Below are 18,494 nucleotides of genomic sequence, written 5' to 3' on the forward strand. Positions count from 1 at the left end.
CAGCCGTCCCGTCATGCCGGGGCGGCTCAACGAGCGAGGATGAACATTGGACGCGCTATTTTCTGATCTTCCAGAATTTTTTGTGGGCACGAGACGATCCATCGCGAGGATGCCTTTCTGGCGCTCGTCCGCTCTGGCTCTTAGCCTGACTCATCACCCTCTCTTAATTCGTCGCCACGCTGCGGGACTTTCCCCGACGGACTGCGTGAACGTCCGGGTGAAATGGCTTTGGTTGGCGAAGCTCGTAATGTGCGCGATTTCCTCGATTGACATTCGACTGTTCTCCAAGAGGTCCTTTGCGCGCTCCAACCGGCGGGCGACCACCCATTTGTATGGCGAGACGCCATTGGTCTGGGCGAAGGCGCGCGTGAAATGCCGCACGGAAAGGCGGCATGCGTCCGCCAGCACCTGCAATGAGATGTCGCCTTTTAGATTAGCCTCGAGCATTTCCTTCACGCGCCGCTGCTGCCAGGGCGCAAGCCCGCCTTGTCGAACGGCCGCCTTCTGCTTCACGCCACAATACGTTGTCAGCATGTGGATCGCCGCAGCCGTTAATACGTGGTCAACGAATATCAGGCTGGCTTGTTCGGGACAGTCAAAGGCGGTCAAGATTGCAGAGCCCAGCATTTCGAGCTGGGGGTCAGGATGAAGTAGGAATGACTCTGAGCTTATCTCACATGTTGTCGATAGGGCATTACGCTCGGCCAAGGCTTCCAACGCCCTGATTGGATAGTGGAACTGGATGCAATCGACAGGGCTTAGAAACCGTGCCTGATTGTTTCGCCTAAGGTCCGTCAGCGATGTCATGGGAGCGCTGGTTGGCGCTTGCAGCGATATCGCTTGCCCATCCACCCACCTTTCCCGAATATAGTTTGGAGTGAGGGCTACCGATGCGATGAAGGCGTCGTCCAATTCAAGTGGCTCGGTCTTCTCGTCGTTGGGATTGCCGACCACCAATCGCAGGGCAGCAAATGCTCGGTTCTTTATGGCACGTGACGACACTACCGGAACGTCCTCGGAGCCGCAGATCGAAGCCATGCGCCTACAGTATTCGAGCGTCACAACACCTTCTCCAGCTCACCTCATCGAGTTCCATTTTCCCGTTGCTAGAAACGTTATCTTGAAGGCGGCAGTCAACCGTTGAAGATTTGGGACATTAAAAGCAATGGAGGGGATGCCAGGATTGGCTTAGGTCTTCCGGGGAGGGAGCTTTGGGCGGGTAATTGTGGGAAGGTCGCGGCAAATTCCTTGTCTGTCTTGCAGTCACTGTCGAAGCTCAGGGCGGAACAGCAATTCACGTTCTCCGACATTGGCGACCGCACTTGGACTAGAGGTCGTCATCCTTGCTCCCAACGTTGGCATTGACCAGAACGTCGAGAGGCGAGACTGTCGCATCTCTAACTGGCCCAACTGTCGCATTACTAAATAGCCCCTACAAGAGAGTGTTCCATAAGATAGATTATGCCACTTTTGCAATTATAAATTGTAATAAACATAATATGCTCGTCATTAGATGGTTCCGGGAACCCCGCTTCGGCAACGGACGCGCTGCATCTGCTGTCGTCCGATTGGCCAATACAAGATAGTTCCTCCTTTCTCGAAGCGATGGAAGCATGTCAGGGCGTTGGGAATGGCACCGTGACAAACGAGGCGGCTCAATATGCCTTTCTAGCCGCGGCGATGGATGCGGGCATCGCTTTCGAGTTTCCCTGAGGCCAATCAGACCGGCAAGCCAAGGGGCTCATTGCGTGGAACAAATGCCGGGAGGGCTTGTTCGGGACAGGAAGAACCGGCCCGCAATTCCCCGTCCTCCCTCGGCCCAGTCGCGGGGGTGCCCCACCTGCTCCGCGTTCAGGTGGGGCTCTTTATATCTTATGCCTGCCTGGTCCACCACACTTTTGCGTGGGATCTCCCGGCGACGTCCTGATGTCGTCCCTTGTTGACGAGCGGCTCTCGAACCTCCGGCGCCTTTCCTAGGCCCCATTCCTAGACGTCCTGCCGTGGAAGCCTCAAGCACTCGGCACTCTCGCATCCGAGCACTTGGTCGCCCGTGCCGTCTCGGATGGAACCCGGCGGTCACGGAAGCGCTCGCGCGAGATTGAGCAGCGGCTGCCGGGTGGGCGACATGGTCACCATGAACTTGATCAGCAGGCCAACCGTGCCATACACGGTCGTTATGGATTAGGTATTGAGCACTGTCCGACGGGGATATCATTGAAAACCATAGGGATATCGGCAGCAGTGCCCTTCGAGTCGCAATCGATCGTCACCCCGACGACGCTGCCCCAACGGTCGATGATGACATCCCTCGCCCGTTCCTGCTCTTCAACCGTTGGAAAGAGTGGATCGGCCTCGGTGCCTGAACCTCGGGATTGTGCCTCAGGCATCGGCAATTTGGGCATCCTGCCACTGCGGACCATTTCCCCTGAACGAATTGGATGGCAATGGCCGTCGGCGAACATGAGCTGGGTTTCATCCGAGTACAGGTACTCGAGCCACAGACGGGCGGCATTCGGATGTGCGGCGAAAGCGCTGATCGCCTGCGCATAAACCCCCGCGACCACGCCGGTCTTCGGCCTGATGATTTCGATCCTGCTCTTGTCCTTCAGTCTCTCGCGGTCCGCAATAGCAAGATAGTCCCAACGGATGAGGATCGGCGTTCGTCCGTCGACAAGCGTAGCGAGATTGCCGACGAGCGAGACGAAGTTTCCTTTCTCATGGAGGGTGGCGAAAAACGTCAGCCCCAATTCGGCGGCCGTCTCATGGTTGCCGCCCGCTGCCGAAAGGCCGGCGGCGAAAATGCTCTGGATTGCCTGATTGGAACCAAGATCCCCGGCTAGACCAACCGCGCCCTTATATGCAGGCTTTTGAAGATCCGCCCAATTGGTCGGCAATATCCTGATGATGTCCGTGTTCACCTCTATCGCGATCGTTCCATAGTAGGCGCCGGCCCAGTATCCGTCCGCATCCTTGGCGGCGTCCGGGATGGTCGCCCAGGTCCTCACTTTGTAGGGCTGAAGCAACCCCTCCTTTTTCGCTGACGAAGCGAAAGGGTGGCCAACGTCTATCACGTCAGGCGCAGGCGCAGCACTCACCGCCCGCGCGTTTCTTATCTCGTCGATCACCTTGGTGGATCCGATGTCCGGCGAAAGCTCGATCACCGGTATCCCGAACCTTGTCTTGAAACCGTCGATGATGGCACCGTACCCGCACCAGTCGTGGGGCAAACCGATGACGTTGAGCTGGCCTTCAGCCTTGGCGGCCGCAACCAACTCATCGAGTGGTGTCGCTTCGGTCGCTACGGCAAATGCGAGCCACCCCGCTGTTGCCGAAGCTAGGAGTAAGGAATGTTTCGTCCACTCACCTCCCATGGCCGCTCCCTTCAACGTGATGGCCAAAGCTTGTTTAATTATAGCAGTCATGGAGTTGGAGAAAAATCGCTAAAAGGCCGCCTAGTTCGTCATAGGCGTAAGGACGCCGATCCAGAGGGCCATGGCATCGGTAGAAGATCGTCGATCTCGGCCAGTGACTTGCAGGGGCTGAGAATCTCACCCGGCCGCCGAACGGCAGTAACCGACATAGGAGATTTCTGCGCGCGCACCCGGCTACAATCCGCAACCCTCGCCGATGTCGGACGTTATCGCACCATGACGCGGCCCGAATGCGCCGCCGTGCAACAGCGGAGAACGCCATGAAGAACATCCTAGACTGGCTCGAAGAGAACGTAGACAATGACGATGTGAATTTCGATGGGGAACCCGCCCTGGAACAGCAAGCCGAGATCATTCGGGCGAAAGCGGAAGCTGCCGGCTATTTGGCCGCAGATCTCTACAGAGCATGTGGTGGCGGCATCGCCGAATATCTCAGAAATCGGCGTAGAGAAGCTGTTGGCGAGAACACCGACGGTAAATTGGCGGGCGACGCCTCTCCCGGTATTACGCCCGGTTTCAACCAGCAATGAGCGGCGAACATGCGGAGGCCGCTCAACCATCGGGTGGAAGCGCCATCAAACCAGTGATAGTGGATGTAGCGATCGTCGGATCTGGCTTTGAGAGCGGACAACGGGACAAGCGCATTTTCAGTCGGGTCCCTGCTTGGATCGCGTTATGAGCCGATTTGAGGATACAGAAGCTGCCGTGACCGAGAAGCTGCGCGCACGAAAGCTGAAGCCAGACATGACAATCAACCTGTTCGACATTGCTGTTCCCTTGAACGCAGCTGGGTTTTCTCAGGAAGAAATCATGGCAATCCTCTATGCTCTGGAGCAGGACAAGATCGTCGCGTTTGCGCCGGGAAACAGGATTCGATTGCTGAAACGATTGCCCTGACGCGGTCAATGCCAAAGCACCCTCGCCTTATCTTGTTTGAAAATCGACCGGCGGCGTCCACGGCAAGACAAAAGTGTCCTGCGTCTGCAAAGTAGGAGTGTCACTCTCTCACCGATGACGGCGGAGACTGCGAATGGGATGACTGCGGTTGCGTTATCTGCAGCGGACCGAGGTTTTGCTGAAGGCAAGCGCCGGCCGCATGACGTTCCTGTCGGCGCACATGTGCTTGACCCGAGCGCGTGCGAGGTGCGTCGGCTACTGGGTCGGATCCGAAGGTTCCCGTCGTCCCTTCACCGTACCGGCGCCCACGGAGCCAGCAGCCAACCATGACGCTTGCGAACAGGCAGCAGCAACTTGGCGAGCCTTCCCTCGTGGATTCGGTGCCCTGCCCGCTTCGCCGCCGGCAGCGCTTGCATTGATGCGCTCCCAAGGTCACGAACATGCTGGTTTTGTGTTAGAATTTCGGGGTGAATTTAAACGTCACAACTTATCGGAAATTTTCATTGATCTGTGACATAGTGCGTGCTAAATACATGACCGATCGGTCGGTTAATGTATTTGATGCGAGAGCCGATCGGGAGCAGGAGGAAATTGCGCATGCCGGAAGCGTTCATCTGCGATGCCGTTCGCACACCCATCGGCCGCTATGGCGGCGTACTTTCTTCGGTGCGCGCGGACGATCTCGCAGCCTTGCCACTCGCTGCCCTTATGGAACGAAATAGGGGTGTGGACTGGAGCAGGGTCGATGATCTTATCCTCGGCTGTGCTAATCAGGCGGGTGAAGACAACCGCAACGTCGCCCGCATGGCAGTGCTGCTTTCCGGAATGCCGGTCACCGTCCCCGCAACCACGATCAACCGGCTGTGCGGTTCCGGCATGGATGCCGTCGGAATGGCAGCGCGGGCGATCCGCGCAGGTGATTGCGACTTCGTTGTCGCGGGTGGTGTGGAGAGCATGAGCCGAGCGCCTTTCGTGATGCCAAAGGCAGACAGTGCTTTCTCCCGGGCAAACGCGGTCTACGACACCACGATCGGCTGGCGTTTCATCAATCCGAAAATGAAGGCGGGATTTGGCGTCGATTCCATGCCAGAGACGGCCGACAATGTAGCTGAAGATTTTGGCGTCAGCCGTGCCGATCAGGACGCCTTTGCCGCCCGCAGCCAGGCGCGGTGGGCCTCTGCGCAGAAGGTTGGCCTGTTTGCAGACGAACTGGTCTCAGTCCGGGTAGCTCAGAAGAAGGGCGATGCAGTTGTTGTTGACCGCGACGAGCATCCCCGTCCGGGCACGACTGCCGAGCAACTTTCAAGGCTCAAAGGCGTCAACGGTGCGGACCTCAGTGTCACCGCGGGCAATGCTTCGGGCGTCAACGATGGCGCTGCGGCCCTCGTTATCGCAAGCGAGGCAGTTGCAAGAACACAGGGGTTGTCGCCGAAAGCACGCATCGTCGCGATGGCTGCAGCCGGCGTTGAGCCGCGCATCATGGGAGTGGGCCCGGCGCCAGCTGCCCGGAAAGTCCTCGCACGTGCTGGACTCGCTATCGGGCAGATGGACGTGATCGAACTTAACGAGGCATTTGCTGCGCAGGCGCTTGCCGTGCTGCGCGATCTGGACCTTCCCGATGACGCGCCCCATGTCAATCCGAATGGTGGTGCCATCGCAATGGGGCATCCACTCGGGATGAGCGGGGCCCGATTGGTAACGACCGCAACCTACCAATTGCACCGCCGTGGCGGCCGCTATGCGCTCTGCATGATGTGCATCGGCGTCGGCCAGGGCATCGCCATCATCCTCGAGCGCGTCTGACGCGCGAAGGCAAGGGAGACAAACGATGTACGCACAGATGGTCAAGACCGACAGCGCCCACGTCAAGACGCTCGACGAAATGGATCCCGTCGAACGCGCCTTCCAGGAACGGGTCGACGCCGGCCAGAAGATCGAGCCAAAGGAATGGATGCCGGAAGGCTATCGCAAGACGTTGATGCGTCAGATCAGCCAGCACGCCCATTCCGAGATTGTCGGTCAGCTGCCGGAAGGCAATTGGATCACCCGAGCGCCCACCTTGGAGCGCAAGGCGATATTACTCGCCAAGGTGCAGGATGAGGCCGGACACGGGCTCTACCTATACTGTGCCGCTGAAACGCTCGGAATTAGCCGGGACGAAATGTATGAACAGCTGCATAGTGGCAAGGCAAAGTACTCCTCGATCTTCAACTACCCGACGCTGAGCTGGGCAGACATCGGCGCGATCGGCTGGCTGGTCGATGGTGCTGCGATCATGAACCAGGTGCCGTTGCAGCGCTGTTCCTACGGGCCTTATGCCCGTGCCATGGTCCGCATCTGCAAGGAGGAAAGCTTCCATCAACGCCAGGGCTTCGACATCCTGATGAAGATGGTCAAGGGAACGCCCGCGCAGAAGGAAATGGTCCAGGACGCCTTGAACCGCTGGTGGTGGCCATCGCTGATGATGTTTGGCCCCTCCGATGACGCATCGGTGCATTCCGCACAATCGATGTCTTGGAAGATCAAGCAGAACTCCAACGACGAGCTGCGCCAAAAGTTCGTCGACCAGACGGTACCGCAGGCAGAATACCTCGGCCTCACGGTCCCGGACCCGGATCTGAAGTGGAACGAGGAAAAGGGTGGCTATGATTTCGGCGAACCTGACTGGACCGAGTTCTTCGCCGTCATCGCTGGCAACGGTCCGTGCAATGCCGAGCGCCTTGGCGCACGGCAGAAGGCATGGAACGACGGCGCTTGGTTCCGTGACGGTCTCGTTGCACATGCCGACAAGATGAAATCGCGTCGTGCCGCTGCGCAGGTCGCCGCCGAATAATGTCAGAACGCCGCGAGGCGCTCTTTGAGTAGTTGCTATCGTAACAAATCCGCGATCTCGCGCCTTCGGCCGAGGAAATGCGAGCAGGGAGAAACAACCATGTCCAGCGAATGGCCCCTTTGGGAAGTTTTCATCCGTGGCCAGCACGGCTTGAATCACCGGCATGTTGGCAGCCTTCATGCGCCCGATGCCGAGATGGCCGTCAACAACGCCCGTGACGTTTACACTCGTCGCAATGAAGGTGTGAGCATTTGGGTCGTTCGGTCCAGCGACATCACGGCCAGCGCGCCGTCCGACAAGGGCCCGCTGTTTGATCCGTCGAATTCGAAGGTCTATCGGCATCCGACTTTCTTCGACATTCCGGATGAAGTGGGGCACATGTGATGAGCGCGATCTCCAATATATCAGTCAGTGACGCGACTCTTTTCGAGTGCCTGACCCGTCTCGGCGACAATTCACTGATCCTCGGTCATCGCGTTTCAGAATGGTGCGGGCATTCACCGGCCCTTGAAGAGGACATCGCGCTTTCCAATACGGCGCTTGATCTGATCGGTCAGACGCAGCTTTGGCTCGGCCTTGCCGGAGAGATCGAAGGTCGTGGTCGCAGCGCCGACAATCTTGCTTATCTGCGTGATGCTCGCGACTTCCGCAACGTTCTGCTCGTCGAGCGTCCGAACGGCGATTTTGGGACGACGCTGATGCGTCAGTTTCTCTTTGACGCCTGGCACTTCCTCATGCTGAAGGCACTTTGCGGCTCGACCGACAAACGCATTGCAGACATTGCCGAAAAAGCCACCAAGGAAGTTGCCTACCACCTCGATCGCAGCCGTGACCTGATCATCCGCCTTGGCGACGGTACTGCCGAAAGCCATCGCCGCATGCAGGGCGCACTTGACGACCTCTGGGCCTATACCGGCGAGCTTTTTATGGGCGACACGTCCGACGTGGAGCTGGCCGAGGCGGGCATCGCGCCGGAACCCGAGAGCCTGAAAGCTGCGTGGGACGAACTGGTTGGCGAGGCACTGTCAGAGGCGACACTGAAGAAGCCGACGGACGGTTACATGCACAAGGGCGGCAAACGCGGTGTTCATACCGAACACATGGGCTTCATCCTCGCTGACCTGCAGTTTTTGCAGCGGGCTTATCCGGGCGCGACCTGGTAACGGAGGGAGGCGGTTATGACGACCGCGACTTTGCCATCGACCGCAGATGTCTGGCAGTGGCTTGGGGAGGTTCCGGATCCGGAAATCCCGGTGATCTCGCTTGTCGATCTCGGCATTATCCGAGCCATCGCTTTTGAAGGCGACACGCTGGTTGTGACAGTAACACCGACCTATTCGGGCTGTCCGGCAACCGCGATCATCAACCTGGATATCGAGCGGGCTCTACACGACAAGGGGATCGATAAGCTGCGGCTCGAGCGTCAGCTTTCGCCGGCGTGGACGACGGACTGGATTAGTGCCGATGGTCGCGAAAAGCTCAAGGCCTACGGTATCACGCCACCCGTTGATGGTACCGCGATAGATGGCCTCCTGCGCCTGCGCGCCGATCGCCTATCCGGCCGCTCCAATCTGACGATCGCCTGTCCGCGGTGCGGGTCGACGAAGACGGAAAAGATCAGCCAGTTCGGTTCGACGCCCTGCAAGGCGAGCTATCGCTGTACCGACTGTCTGGAACCATTCGATTATTTCAAGTGCATCTGACTTTTGCCTCGTGAGGTCCGTAACATGGCACGTTTCCATTCTCTTCAGGTCACCGACGTCAGGCGCGAGACGCGTGATGCCGTGGTTGTCACGCTCGCTCCGCTTGACCAGGACCGAAGCTCGTTCGATTTCACGCAGGGACAGTACCTGACGTTCCGTCGCAAGTTTGACGGCGAGGAGTTGCGCCGATCCTATTCGATCTGTGCCGGGCGCGACGAGGGTGTACTGCGGGTCGGCATCAAGCGGGTGGATGGCGGATGCTTTTCGACCTGGGCGAACGAGGAACTGCAAATCGGTGATACGCTTGAAGCCATGCCGCCAACGGGGGCCTTCTTCACCGCGATCGAACCCGAAATATCCAAGAACTACCTCGGATTTGCTGCCGGCAGCGGGATTACACCGGTTCTTTCCATCATCAAAACCACGTTGGCGCGTGAACCGAAATCGCGCTTCACGCTCGTCTACGCGAACCGTCAGATCAGTTCGATCATGTTCCGCGAGGAACTGGATGACCTGAAGAACAGCTACCTTGGCCGCCTGTCAATTCTGCATGTTCTGGAAAGCGAGGCACAGGATATCGACCTCTTCACCGGCCGGATCGATGCGGACAAATGTGCGGCGCTCTTCCGGCATTGGGTTGACCTCAAATCCGTCAACACGGCCTTCATCTGTGGTCCCGAACCGATGATGCTGACGATCGCAGCCGCGCTTCGCGATCACGGGATGCGCGACGAGCAGATCAAGTTCGAGCTCTTTGCATCCTCGCAGCCGGGTCGGGCGCGCCGCAAAACCGAAAGCACAGCCTCTCACGATCGCGACGCGAGCTGTGAGGCAACGGTCACGCTCGACGGCGCAACGCGTGTTTTCAAGATGCCGAAGCAGGGACAAACTCTTTTGGAAGCGGCGTTGGAGAACCGTATGGACGCCCCCTACGCCTGCAAGGCAGGTGTGTGTTCCACATGCCGGGCCAAGGTCATCGAGGGTGAGACCGAGATGGAGGTCAACCACGCGCTGGAGGATTACGAAGTGCGCCAGGGCTACGTCTTGACCTGTCAGTGTTATCCGCTGAGCGACCGTGTCGTGGTCAGCTACGACCAATAAGGCGCGCCAGCGAAGGAGGAATAGCCGATGTCCGATACGATGCCGATCGAGGAATACCTGCTCAAGGGTGGCGCGCTGACGTCGCCTGACAACGTCCCACCACGCTATCGCGGCGAGCTTTTGCGGCTGATGGCAAGTTTCGTTGACAGCGAGCTTGCAGGTGCTGCCGGGTTTGCCGATACGATCAACGATGCGCCCGGTATCAAGGAACGTATCGCCTCTGCCAAGATAGTGCTTGAGAAAACCGACCATGCCGGTCGGGTCCTTGATATCATGGGGAGTTTCGGCGCAGACACTGGCCGCTATGCGGTTCATCATCCCTGGGACGCCCGGCTAGCCCGCGCAACCGACATCGGTGCCGCCCGGCAGAGCGGTGACATGCGCCTTTCGGTCTTCCACTATCCCTTGCAGGGCTGGGTCGACGCTGTGGTCATGAACGTGCTGATGGGCAGTGCGAGTGCCATCCAGCTGCGCGAGCTTACCCATGTTTCCTATCAGCCGCTTGCCGAAGTGTTCCGTGCCATTTTACCGCGCGAGGCACATCACACCGAGCTCGGCGTCGAGGGACTGAAGCGAATTGTCCAAAGTGAAGACGGGACGACAGCGGCGCGAGCAGCGATCTCCTACTGGCGCCCGCGTGTTGCTGCAAGCTTCGGGCTCTCCGGCTCGGCGCGCTACGAGACGTTGGCGCGCTTTGGCCTGCGCCACACCCCCAACGAGGCGCTGCTTTCACAATGGCAGGCGGCCGTTGACGAGCAGCTTAACGCGCTCAATCTGAACTGACCCGGAAGGACAAGACAATGAACGTTCTGGCAAACCCGCCCCGTCGTCTCGAAAGCTATGTCTATGGCCGCTGGGTTCCTGGCACGCAGGATGGCACTAAGCTACTTGATGCCTCGACGGGGGTGCCGGTGGCTACAATCGATTCCACTGGCGTCGACTTTGCCTCATCCGTGGGTTACGGCCGAGAAAAGGCAGGCCCCGCACTGCGTCGCATGTCTTTCCACGAGCGTGCCGCTATGTTGAAGGCACTTGGCCAAGCATTGATGGAGCGCAAGGAGGAGTTCTACGCGCTCTCGTCGGCAACCGGTGCGACAAAGACAGACAGCTGGATCGATATCGATGGCGGCATTGGCACCTTGCTGTCCTATGCCTCAAAGGGCCGGCGCGAACTGCCCAACACGCGTGTCCTCGTTGACGGAGAAGTAGAACCGCTGTCGCGCGACGGAACTTTCGCCGCCCGGCATATTCTGTCGCCGCTGCAGGGCGTCGCCATACATATCAATGCATTCAACTTTCCGGTCTGGGGCATGCTCGAGAAGCTGGCGCCGACCCTGCTTGCCGGCATGCCGGCGATCGTCAAACCGGCGAGCCAGACGGCTTACCTGACTGAACTCGTCGTACGTCACATGGTTGCAACGGGCCTGCTTCCCGAAGGCGCGGTGCAGCTTGTCTGCGGTTCCGTAGGCGACCTCCTGGACCATGTCGATGGACAGGACGTGGTCACCTTCACCGGCTCGGCCTGGACCGGCCGCAAGCTGAAAACCCATCCGGCGATCATCGACAACTCGGTGCGCTTCACGATGGAGGCAGATAGTCTCAATGCCTCTGTTCTCGGTCTCGATGCCGCCCCCGGTACTGAGGAGTTCGACCTTTTCGTCAAGGAAGTCTCCCGAGAGATGACGGCAAAGGCAGGTCAGAAGTGTACGGCCATCCGTCGCGTCATCGCACCCCGCCCCTATTGCGACGCTCTGATCTCAGCCCTCGGCGAGCGCCTTGGCAAAACGGTGCTCGGCAATGCCGCCGATGAAAACGTTCGAATGGGACCGCTTGCTAGCCTTGCCCAACGCGACGAGGTCCGCGCGCGCATCCGCGATCTCCTGGCCGACGCCGAGATCGTTGCGGGTGATCCGGACATTCCCCGCATCGTCTCGGGTGACGTCGAAGCTGGTGCCTTCCTCAACCCGGTGCTCCTTTATTGCGACAATCCCTCGCACGCCCGGGCTGTTCATGACGTTGAAGCGTTTGGTCCGGTCAGCACGGTCATGCCCTATGACAGCGCTGAGGAGGCCGTCGATCTTGCCCGCCGCGGCAAGGGTAGCCTAGTCTCCTCGGTCTTCACCAACGATCCGGCCTTCGCCGAAGAGGTGGTCCTTGGTATGGCTCCATTCCACGGCCGCGTACTGATCGGAAATCGCGTCAGCGCGAAGAGCTCGACCGGCCATGGCTCGCCGTTGCCAGGCCTTGTGCACGGTGGTCCTGGACGGGCCGGCGGCGGCGAGGAGCTGGGCGGGATTCGTGGGGTCAAGCACTACATGCAGCGCACTGCGGTCCAGGGCTCGCCGACGCTTCTGTCGGCGGTCACCGGCCGCTGGGTCCCGGATGCCGAGGTGCGCAAGGACCAGGAACATCCGTTCCGCAAGTCGCTTGCGGAATTGCAGATCGGCGATCAGCTCGTCACCGGCACACGGACGGTGACGCTTGAAGATATAGAGCATTTCGCCAACTTCACCGGTGATACGTTTTACGCCCATATGGACGAGGATGCGGCCAAGGCCAATCCGTTCTTCGACGGGCGCGTTGCCCACGGCTATCTGATCGTTTCCTTTGCCGCTGGCCTCTTTGTCGACCCAGCCCCGGGCCCGGTTCTTGCCAATTATGGCGTCGACAACCTGCGCTTCCTCACGCCAGTCAATCCCGGTGATACCTTGCAGGTGCAGTTGACCTGCAAGGAGATCAATCCGCGCATCGGGGCCGAGCACGGCGAAGTGCGCTGGGACTGCCGGGTAACCAACCAGAATGCAGCGACGGTCGCTCAATATGACGTGTTGACGATGGTCGCCAAAAGAAGGGACTGACTGACATGGCGCAGGTCTATTCCTATGATGGTGTCGTGCCCGTCATCCATCCGGAGGCCTTCGTCCATCCGGCCGCTGTGGTGATCGGCGACGTCATTGTAGGTCCTGCCTGCTATGTCGGGCCTTGCGCCGTATTGCGCGGGGACTTCGGACGCATCGTGATGGAACGCGGGTCGAACGTCCAGGAAACCTGCGTCGTCCATAGCTTCCCCAATGTCGAAGTGGTGATCGGCGAAGAGGGACATATCGGCCATGGCGCCGTTTTGCATGGTTGTCGGATTGGTCGCAATGCAATGGTGGGGATGAATGCGGTCGTCATGGACGAGGCCATCGTCGGGGAAAATTCGATCGTTGCCGCCATGGCCTTCGTCAAGGCGGGGGCCGAGATCCCCGCAAACAGCCTTGCCGTCGGCTCCCCTGCCCGGGTCGTTCGCGAACTCAGCGAGAAGGAAATGGCCTGGAAACGCCAGGGCACGGGCGTCTATCAACGCCTCGCACTTGAGGCCAGGGAAAAGCTTCAGCCAGCCCAGCCGCTTAGCGCGCCGGAGCCAGAGCGTCGACGCATCAGGGCCCCGGACTATGATCCCTTGATCCTGGAGCGGCTGAAATTCGGGGATTGAGTATCCCTATCGGACAGCCTTTACGCCCTCGAGGATCAAGGTCGTGGCGATATCGGCATACTCGTCACGACTGACCGGGCCACCCGGGCGAAACCACATGTAGACCCAGTTCATCATGCCGAAGAGCGACATCGTAACGGGCATCAAGAGAGGTTTGCTGGCGTTGAGATCCGGGTTGATCTCAATGATGGTGTTGGAGAAGCGCTTGACGATCCGACGCTCGATCGCGCGTAGCTCATCAAGCTGGTCCTGCGACAGCGCACTCGTGCCGTTCAGCTGCACCTTGTGCTCGTTGTCGGCGTCTCTGTAGTTTTCAAGCACTTGCCGCACCAGCAACCGTAGACGCTGCTGGGGTGTCGCCCCCGGCTCGTCTGCAGCGGCAACGGCGGCTTCCAGTTCCTCGAGATGGTTGCGAATGATGTCGAATATCAACGCGTCCTTGCTCGGATAATAGTGATAGAGGAGAGCCTTGGAGACGTTGCTGCGCGAGGCAATGTGGGCCATGGACGCTTTCTCCATCCCCATCTCTGCAAAGACGGCAGCGGCGCTGCTCAAAAGGCTGCGTTGTTTTTCTTCAAAGTCGATCGCGCGCGTGCGTGCCATATGATCCTGTGTCCCTGTCCTTCTCTCGCGCCCTCCACGCGATAAGCCGCTGTAAGCTCTTAATGACGCTTCCCGACGTCTCCGTGCCGGGAAGCGTCTGTCCTTATTCCTTGGGTCTGTTGTCGACGACCCGTTTCGCCTTGCCCTCGGACCGGGCGACTCCACCCGGATCGCGAATCTCGATCTTTGTGGTAACACCAACGATGCTCTTGATGTAGTGGGCAAGGGATTTTGCCGATGAGGCGCGGGCGATTTCGTCGGCTGCGTCAGGCGTACACTCGACATGAACCGTCATCTGGTCCATCCGCCCGGCCCGATTGAGTTCGATCTGGAAGTGCGGGGCAAGGCCCTGACACTTGAGGATCTGCTCCTCGATCTGCGTCGGGAAGACGTTGACGCCGCGCAGGATCATCATGTCGTCGGAGCGGCCGGTAATCTTTTCGATGCGCCGCATGGAACGGGCCGTGCCGGGCAGCAGCCGCGTCAGGTCGCGTGTGCGGTAGCGGATGATTGGCAGACCTTCCTTGGTCAAGGTCGTGAAGACGAGCTCGCCCATCTCTCCGTCGGGAAGAACCTCGCCCGTCACCGGGTCGATAATTTCAGGATAGAAGTGGTCTTCCCAGATGTGCAGGCCGTCCTTGGTCTCGACGCACTCACTGGCAACGCCCGGTCCCATGACCTCGGAGAGGCCGTAGATATCGACGGCATGCATGTCGAACGACTGTTCGATCTCCTGGCGCATCGCATTGGTCCAGGGCTCGGCACCGAAGATGCCCACCGCCAGCGAACTTTCGCGCGGATCGATCCCCTGCCGACGAAACTCGTCCAGGATCGAAAGCATGTATGAGGGCGTGACCATGATGATGCGGGGCTTGAAATCCTGCATCAGGATGACCTGCCGCTCCGTCATCCCACCGGACATCGGCACGACGGTACAGCCAAGCCGCTCGGCGCCGTAGTGGGCGCCAAGGCCACCGGTAAAGAGCCCGTAGCCGTAGGCAACATGCACCATGTCGCCTCTGCGGCCGCCGGCAGCCCGGATCGAACGCGCCACCATGTCTGCCCAGGTGTCGATATCCTTTTGTGTGTAACCGACGACCGTCGGCTTGCCGGTGGTGCCCGAAGAACCATGGATGCGCACCAGCTTCTCCCTGGGCACGGCAAACATTCCGAACGGATAGGTGTCGCGAAGGTCCTTCTTGGTCGTGAACGGGAACTTCGCAAGATCGGCGAGCGACTTCAGATCCGAGGGGTGGATGCCTGCCTCATCGAAGCGGACACGGTAGAACGATGAGTTGTCATAGGCGTGGACCAGCGACCATTTCATCCGGTCAAGCTGGAGCGCGGCAATCTCGTCGCGCGATGCCCTTTCGATCGCGTCAAGGTCGCCGGGGCGTGGTGATAGGTCTTCCATGTCTGTCTCCTCCGAGATAAGCGGCCGGCGGCTTTACGCCTCGTCCGGCAAAAGAGTGCCCTTGACCGTGCGCGAATGGCCGCGGAATTCAGCAATGTGATCGCCATTCTGATTGGTCACGTTGATATCGTAGATCCCGCCGCGCCCGCGTCGCGAGACCTCGCGCGCGGTCGCCGTCAATCGGTCGCCGACAAAGGCGGGTGCGATGAAGGTGACCGAGCAATGCTGCGCGACGGCGCGCTGATTGTACGTGTTGCAGGCAAAGGCGAAGGCGGAATCGGCCAATGTGAAGATATATCCACCATGGCACGTTCCGTGTCCGTTGGTCATTTCGGGTCTGATGATCATGGAGATCACCGAAAGGCCCGGCGCAACGCGGTCTCTTCTCATGCCAAGATGCCGGGTGGCATTGTCCTCATGCCACATCGCATCCGCGCAGGCATCGGCAAGCTCCTGTGCCGTCAGAACTACCCGGTCCGTCATCGTCCCTTAAACTCCGGCTTGCGCTTTTCCAGGAATGCGGCGACGCCTTCGGCATAATCCGCGCTACGGCCGGCCTCGCGCTGCAGATCGCGTTCGAGTTCAAGCTGCTGATCCAGCGAATTGGTGGCAGCAGCCTGGAGGGCGCGCTTGGTCATGCCGAGACCCTTCGTTGGTCCGGCTGCCAGTCTGCTGGCAAGCGCATGGGCTTCATCCAGAAGTGCCGCATCGTCGACCACTTTCCAGATCAGGCCCCAGCTCGCCGCCGTTTCCGCATCGAGCGGTTCAGCCGTCAGTGCGAGCGCCTTGGCGCGCGCCTCTCCAAGCAGGCGTGGCAGGCTCCAGGTGCCGCCGGAGTCGGGTACCAGACCGATCTTCGCGAAGGCCTGGATGAAGCGAGCTGATCGTGCTGCCAGAGCGATGTCGCAGGCAAGCGCGATATTGGCGCCGGCGCCGGCGGCGACGCCATTCACCGCACAGACGACTGGTTTGTCGAGCGTCCTGATCAGCCGGATCAGCGGGTTGTAGAACAGTTCAATGGTACGTCCGAGGTCCGGGGCTATCCCACCCTTTCGCGGATCACGGTCACCGAGATCCTGCCCGGCGCAAAAGCCACGTCCTGCCCCGGTCAGGAGCACGGCGCGCACCGCCGCATCGTTGTGAGCGCGCTCGAAGCCGTTGCGCAGCGCCACATGCATCTCCTCGTTAAAGGCATTGAGTTTGTCTGGGCGATTGAGCGTCAAGGCAAGGACGCCATCGGCAAGCGCCGACAGGACGGTGTCGGATTCGGACATGTTTCCTCCAGTTCCGCCAGGATCGGGCGGTTCATTAAAAAACTCTTGCATAAACCGACCGGCCGGTCAATTATAAATCCACACCACGCGAGGAACATATAATGGATGCCCTTTTTGACCGCTACCAGCCGACCCTTGTGGCGGCCCTCAAGGCCACGCAGGACCGCGGCTATTGGTCGGCCTATCCTGAAATCCCAAGCGGCAAGATTTATGGCGAAACAGCCAAGGACGATGGTCTGGCGTCTTATAACGCCCAGCTTGGCAGGCCCTTCGACCTGCCCGGTCATCCTGGAAGTGGGATTGTCGGGGCCGAAGTTTCGCCATTCGGCCCGTCGCTCGGCGTCACTTATCCGGCGGCCGATGCAAACAGCCTGATTGCCGCCTCGCAGGCTGCAGCATCCGCATGGGCAACTGCCCCGATCAAGACCCGTGTCGGCGTCTGCCTGGAAGTACTCGCACGTCTCAATCACCGCAGCTTTGAGATCGCCAATGCTGTCATGCACACGACGGGGCAGTCCTTTGCCATGGCATTCCAGGCTGGGGGACCGCACGCGCAAGACCGCGGCCTTGAGGCCGTCGCCTATGCCTACGCGGAGATGAGCCGCACGCCTGCGCAGGCCGTGTGGTCGAAACCGCAGGGCAAAGCCGAGCCGATCGTTCTTCAAAAGCACTGGCGGGTCGTTCCCAGAGGTGTCTCGCTGGTGATCGGCTGCCAAACCTTTCCGACCTGGAACAGCTATCCGGGCCTGTTTGCCAGCCTCGCGACCGGCAATACGGTCATCGTCAAGCCGCATCCAGGTGCAATTCTTCCTCTCGCGATCACCATTTCGGTTATTCGACAGGTGCTTGCGGAAGAAGGTTTTGACCGCAATATCGCGCTTCTCGCACCGGACGCTCCGGGTGCAGAAATCACCGCTGGCCTCGTTCAGAGCGAAGCCGTTTCCATCATCGACTACACCGGCTCCAGCAGCTTTGGGGAGTGGGTGCGGCGGCATGCCGGAGAGGCGAAGGTCTACACCGAAGAAACCGGTGTCAATTCGGTGGTCGTCGCAACGACTGACGACTTTGCCGGCATGTGCGCGAATATTGCCTTTTCGCTTTCGCTCTATAGCGGCCAGATGTGCACCGCCCCGCAGAACATCTATGTCCCCCGGAGTGGCATCGCGACGAACCAAGGCCATAAGGGTTTTGAGGACGTCGCGAAGGGAATTGCCTCGGCGATCGATGACCTTCTTGCCGATCCTGCGCGTGCTAACGGCGTCTGTGGCGCAATTGCCAATTCGGCAACCCTGGCGCGGATCGAGACAGCTCGCGGCCTTGGAACGCTCATTCGCGACTCTGCCCCGATCGATGCCGGGGATGCGCGCACGGCAACCCCTCTTATCCTTGGCGTGGATGCCGAAAAGACAGATGCACACGAGGAAGAACGCTTCGGTCCGATCGCCTTTGTCGTCGCGGTAGCCGATGCGGCCGAAGGCATTGAGAGGGCGGCAAGCCTAGCCCGTCGAAAGGGTGCGATCACGGCGGCGCTCTATGATACGGATGACACCAGGATTGAGAACGCCGTAAACGCGTTTTGCAACGCTGGCGTCAACCTCTCGATCAATTTGACGGGAGGAATTTTCGTGAACCAGAGCGCTGCCTTCAGCGACTTCCACGTCACAGGTGCAAACCCGGCAGGTAATGCCAGCCTCACCGACGCCGCCTTCGTGGCAGAGCGGTTTAGCACAGTGATGTGGCGCCAACCGAGGACGGTCTGA

19 protein-coding genes are annotated in these 18,494 nt (G+C 59.7%); 13 read left to right on the forward strand and 6 right to left on the reverse strand.

Going from position 1 to position 18,494, the window contains the following annotated elements:
* Positions 1 to 153: 153 nt before the first annotated feature.
* On the reverse strand, positions 154 to 1,062 hold the full coding sequence (locus FHX16_RS20765; RefSeq protein WP_259130148.1) for a helix-turn-helix domain-containing protein: 909 nt from the start codon (positions 1,060 to 1,062) through the stop codon (positions 154 to 156).
* A 435-nt stretch (positions 1,063 to 1,497) separates the two neighbouring features.
* On the opposite strand from FHX16_RS20765, the gene FHX16_RS20770 reads away from it, so the two are divergent.
* Positions 1,498 to 1,713: a DUF982 domain-containing protein gene (locus FHX16_RS20770; RefSeq protein ID WP_259130263.1), complete on the forward strand. Its 216-nt coding sequence runs from the start codon at positions 1,498 to 1,500 to the stop codon at positions 1,711 to 1,713.
* Between the two features lie 461 nt (positions 1,714 to 2,174).
* Here the strand turns inward: FHX16_RS20770 and FHX16_RS20775 are convergent, their stop codons facing one another.
* Complete coding sequence (locus tag FHX16_RS20775; protein ID WP_183757042.1) at positions 2,175 to 3,371, reverse strand: ABC transporter substrate-binding protein; 1,197 nt, start codon at positions 3,369 to 3,371, stop codon at positions 2,175 to 2,177.
* A 320-nt stretch (positions 3,372 to 3,691) separates the two neighbouring features.
* Here FHX16_RS20775 and FHX16_RS20780 point away from each other — a divergent pair, with 320 nt between their 5' ends.
* The 11 genes from FHX16_RS20780 (at position 3,692) to FHX16_RS20830 (ending at position 13,443) form a co-directional block, all read left to right on the forward strand.
* Positions 3,692 to 3,961: a hypothetical protein gene (locus FHX16_RS20780; RefSeq protein WP_183757043.1), complete on the forward strand. Its 270-nt coding sequence runs from the start codon at positions 3,692 to 3,694 to the stop codon at positions 3,959 to 3,961.
* A 145-nt stretch (positions 3,962 to 4,106) separates the two neighbouring features.
* Complete coding sequence (locus FHX16_RS20785) at positions 4,107 to 4,328, forward strand: hypothetical protein (RefSeq protein WP_259130152.1); 222 nt, start codon at positions 4,107 to 4,109, stop codon at positions 4,326 to 4,328.
* A 597-nt stretch (positions 4,329 to 4,925) separates the two neighbouring features.
* Positions 4,926 to 6,131 carry a 3-oxoadipyl-CoA thiolase gene (gene pcaF, locus FHX16_RS20790; RefSeq protein WP_183757045.1) on the forward strand — a complete coding sequence of 402 codons (1,206 nt, stop codon included), beginning with the start codon at positions 4,926 to 4,928 and terminating at the stop codon, positions 6,129 to 6,131.
* A 25-nt stretch (positions 6,132 to 6,156) separates the two neighbouring features.
* Positions 6,157 to 7,161, forward strand: a complete 1,005-nt coding sequence (gene paaA / locus FHX16_RS20795; RefSeq protein WP_259130155.1) for a 1,2-phenylacetyl-CoA epoxidase subunit PaaA — start codon at positions 6,157 to 6,159, stop codon at positions 7,159 to 7,161.
* 99 nt (positions 7,162 to 7,260) lie between these two features.
* Complete coding sequence (paaB, locus tag FHX16_RS20800) at positions 7,261 to 7,545, forward strand: 1,2-phenylacetyl-CoA epoxidase subunit PaaB (RefSeq protein WP_016557520.1); 285 nt, start codon at positions 7,261 to 7,263, stop codon at positions 7,543 to 7,545.
* Positions 7,545 to 8,324: a 1,2-phenylacetyl-CoA epoxidase subunit PaaC gene (gene paaC, locus FHX16_RS20805; RefSeq protein WP_183757047.1), complete on the forward strand. Its 780-nt coding sequence runs from the start codon at positions 7,545 to 7,547 to the stop codon at positions 8,322 to 8,324. Before paaB ends, paaC begins: the two co-directional genes overlap by 1 nt.
* Positions 8,325 to 8,339: 15 nt before the next feature.
* Positions 8,340 to 8,864 (forward strand): 1,2-phenylacetyl-CoA epoxidase subunit PaaD, encoded by a 525-nt coding sequence (paaD, locus tag FHX16_RS20810; RefSeq protein WP_183757048.1) that lies wholly within the window; start codon positions 8,340 to 8,342, stop codon positions 8,862 to 8,864.
* Between the two features lie 24 nt (positions 8,865 to 8,888).
* The gene (gene paaE / locus FHX16_RS20815; protein WP_183757049.1) at positions 8,889 to 9,965 is read left to right on the forward strand and encodes a 1,2-phenylacetyl-CoA epoxidase subunit PaaE; all 1,077 of its coding nucleotides are present in this window, start codon (positions 8,889 to 8,891) and stop codon (positions 9,963 to 9,965) included.
* Between the two features lie 27 nt (positions 9,966 to 9,992).
* Positions 9,993 to 10,748: a Phenylacetic acid catabolic protein gene (locus FHX16_RS20820; protein ID WP_183757050.1), complete on the forward strand. Its 756-nt coding sequence runs from the start codon at positions 9,993 to 9,995 to the stop codon at positions 10,746 to 10,748.
* Between the two features lie 17 nt (positions 10,749 to 10,765).
* Positions 10,766 to 12,823 (forward strand): phenylacetic acid degradation bifunctional protein PaaZ, encoded by a 2,058-nt coding sequence (paaZ, locus tag FHX16_RS20825; RefSeq protein WP_259130161.1) that lies wholly within the window; start codon positions 10,766 to 10,768, stop codon positions 12,821 to 12,823.
* A gap of 5 nt (positions 12,824 to 12,828) precedes the next feature.
* Positions 12,829 to 13,443 (forward strand): transferase hexapeptide repeat family protein, encoded by a 615-nt coding sequence (locus FHX16_RS20830; protein WP_183757052.1) that lies wholly within the window; start codon positions 12,829 to 12,831, stop codon positions 13,441 to 13,443.
* A gap of 6 nt (positions 13,444 to 13,449) precedes the next feature.
* Here FHX16_RS20830 and FHX16_RS20835 read toward each other — a convergent pair whose 3' ends face one another.
* From FHX16_RS20835 to paaG, 4 genes are all read right to left on the reverse strand, one after another.
* Positions 13,450 to 14,046: a TetR/AcrR family transcriptional regulator gene (locus FHX16_RS20835; protein ID WP_183757053.1), complete on the reverse strand. Its 597-nt coding sequence runs from the start codon at positions 14,044 to 14,046 to the stop codon at positions 13,450 to 13,452.
* A gap of 103 nt (positions 14,047 to 14,149) precedes the next feature.
* On the reverse strand, positions 14,150 to 15,460 hold the full coding sequence (gene paaK / locus FHX16_RS20840; protein WP_183757054.1) for a phenylacetate--CoA ligase PaaK: 1,311 nt from the start codon (positions 15,458 to 15,460) through the stop codon (positions 14,150 to 14,152).
* Between the two features lie 33 nt (positions 15,461 to 15,493).
* Positions 15,494 to 15,943: a hydroxyphenylacetyl-CoA thioesterase PaaI gene (gene paaI, locus FHX16_RS20845; protein WP_183757055.1), complete on the reverse strand. Its 450-nt coding sequence runs from the start codon at positions 15,941 to 15,943 to the stop codon at positions 15,494 to 15,496.
* Entirely contained in the window at positions 15,940 to 16,734 is a 795-nt protein-coding gene (gene paaG / locus FHX16_RS20850; RefSeq protein ID WP_183757056.1) for a 2-(1,2-epoxy-1,2-dihydrophenyl)acetyl-CoA isomerase PaaG, read from the reverse strand. Before paaG ends, paaI begins: the two co-directional genes overlap by 4 nt.
* A gap of 101 nt (positions 16,735 to 16,835) precedes the next feature.
* Here paaG and paaN point away from each other — a divergent pair, with 101 nt between their 5' ends.
* The gene (gene paaN, locus FHX16_RS20855; protein ID WP_183757057.1) at positions 16,836 to 18,494 is read left to right on the forward strand and encodes a phenylacetic acid degradation protein PaaN; all 1,659 of its coding nucleotides are present in this window, start codon (positions 16,836 to 16,838) and stop codon (positions 18,492 to 18,494) included.

It is taken from the genome of Rhizobium sp. BK661, assembly GCF_024808825.1.
In the GTDB taxonomy this organism is placed as follows: domain Bacteria; phylum Pseudomonadota; class Alphaproteobacteria; order Rhizobiales; family Rhizobiaceae; genus Rhizobium.

What these genes read in the sequence shown, in the direction of transcription:
- FHX16_RS20775 (WP_183757042.1), bottom strand. Translation starts at nt 3,371, where the DNA reads ATGGGAGGTGAGTGGACGAAACATTCCTTACTCCTAGCTTCGGCAACA.
- FHX16_RS20780 (WP_183757043.1), top strand. Translation starts at nt 3,692, where the DNA reads ATGAAGAACATCCTAGACTGGCTCGAAGAGAACGTAGACAATGACGAT.
- FHX16_RS20785 (WP_259130152.1), top strand. Translation starts at nt 4,107, where the DNA reads ATGAGCCGATTTGAGGATACAGAAGCTGCCGTGACCGAGAAGCTGCGC.
- pcaF (WP_183757045.1), top strand. Translation starts at nt 4,926, where the DNA reads ATGCCGGAAGCGTTCATCTGCGATGCCGTTCGCACACCCATCGGCCGC.
- paaA (WP_259130155.1), top strand. Translation starts at nt 6,157, where the DNA reads ATGTACGCACAGATGGTCAAGACCGACAGCGCCCACGTCAAGACGCTC.
- paaB (WP_016557520.1), top strand. Translation starts at nt 7,261, where the DNA reads ATGTCCAGCGAATGGCCCCTTTGGGAAGTTTTCATCCGTGGCCAGCAC.
- paaC (WP_183757047.1), top strand. Translation starts at nt 7,545, where the DNA reads ATGAGCGCGATCTCCAATATATCAGTCAGTGACGCGACTCTTTTCGAG.
- paaD (WP_183757048.1), top strand. Translation starts at nt 8,340, where the DNA reads ATGACGACCGCGACTTTGCCATCGACCGCAGATGTCTGGCAGTGGCTT.
- paaE (WP_183757049.1), top strand. Translation starts at nt 8,889, where the DNA reads ATGGCACGTTTCCATTCTCTTCAGGTCACCGACGTCAGGCGCGAGACG.
- FHX16_RS20820 (WP_183757050.1), top strand. Translation starts at nt 9,993, where the DNA reads ATGTCCGATACGATGCCGATCGAGGAATACCTGCTCAAGGGTGGCGCG.
- paaZ (WP_259130161.1), top strand. Translation starts at nt 10,766, where the DNA reads ATGAACGTTCTGGCAAACCCGCCCCGTCGTCTCGAAAGCTATGTCTAT.
- FHX16_RS20830 (WP_183757052.1), top strand. Translation starts at nt 12,829, where the DNA reads ATGGCGCAGGTCTATTCCTATGATGGTGTCGTGCCCGTCATCCATCCG.
- FHX16_RS20835 (WP_183757053.1), bottom strand. Translation starts at nt 14,046, where the DNA reads ATGGCACGCACGCGCGCGATCGACTTTGAAGAAAAACAACGCAGCCTT.
- paaK (WP_183757054.1), bottom strand. Translation starts at nt 15,460, where the DNA reads ATGGAAGACCTATCACCACGCCCCGGCGACCTTGACGCGATCGAAAGG.
- paaI (WP_183757055.1), bottom strand. Translation starts at nt 15,943, where the DNA reads ATGACGGACCGGGTAGTTCTGACGGCACAGGAGCTTGCCGATGCCTGC.
- paaG (WP_183757056.1), bottom strand. Translation starts at nt 16,734, where the DNA reads ATGTCCGAATCCGACACCGTCCTGTCGGCGCTTGCCGATGGCGTCCTT.
- paaN (WP_183757057.1), top strand. Translation starts at nt 16,836, where the DNA reads ATGGATGCCCTTTTTGACCGCTACCAGCCGACCCTTGTGGCGGCCCTC.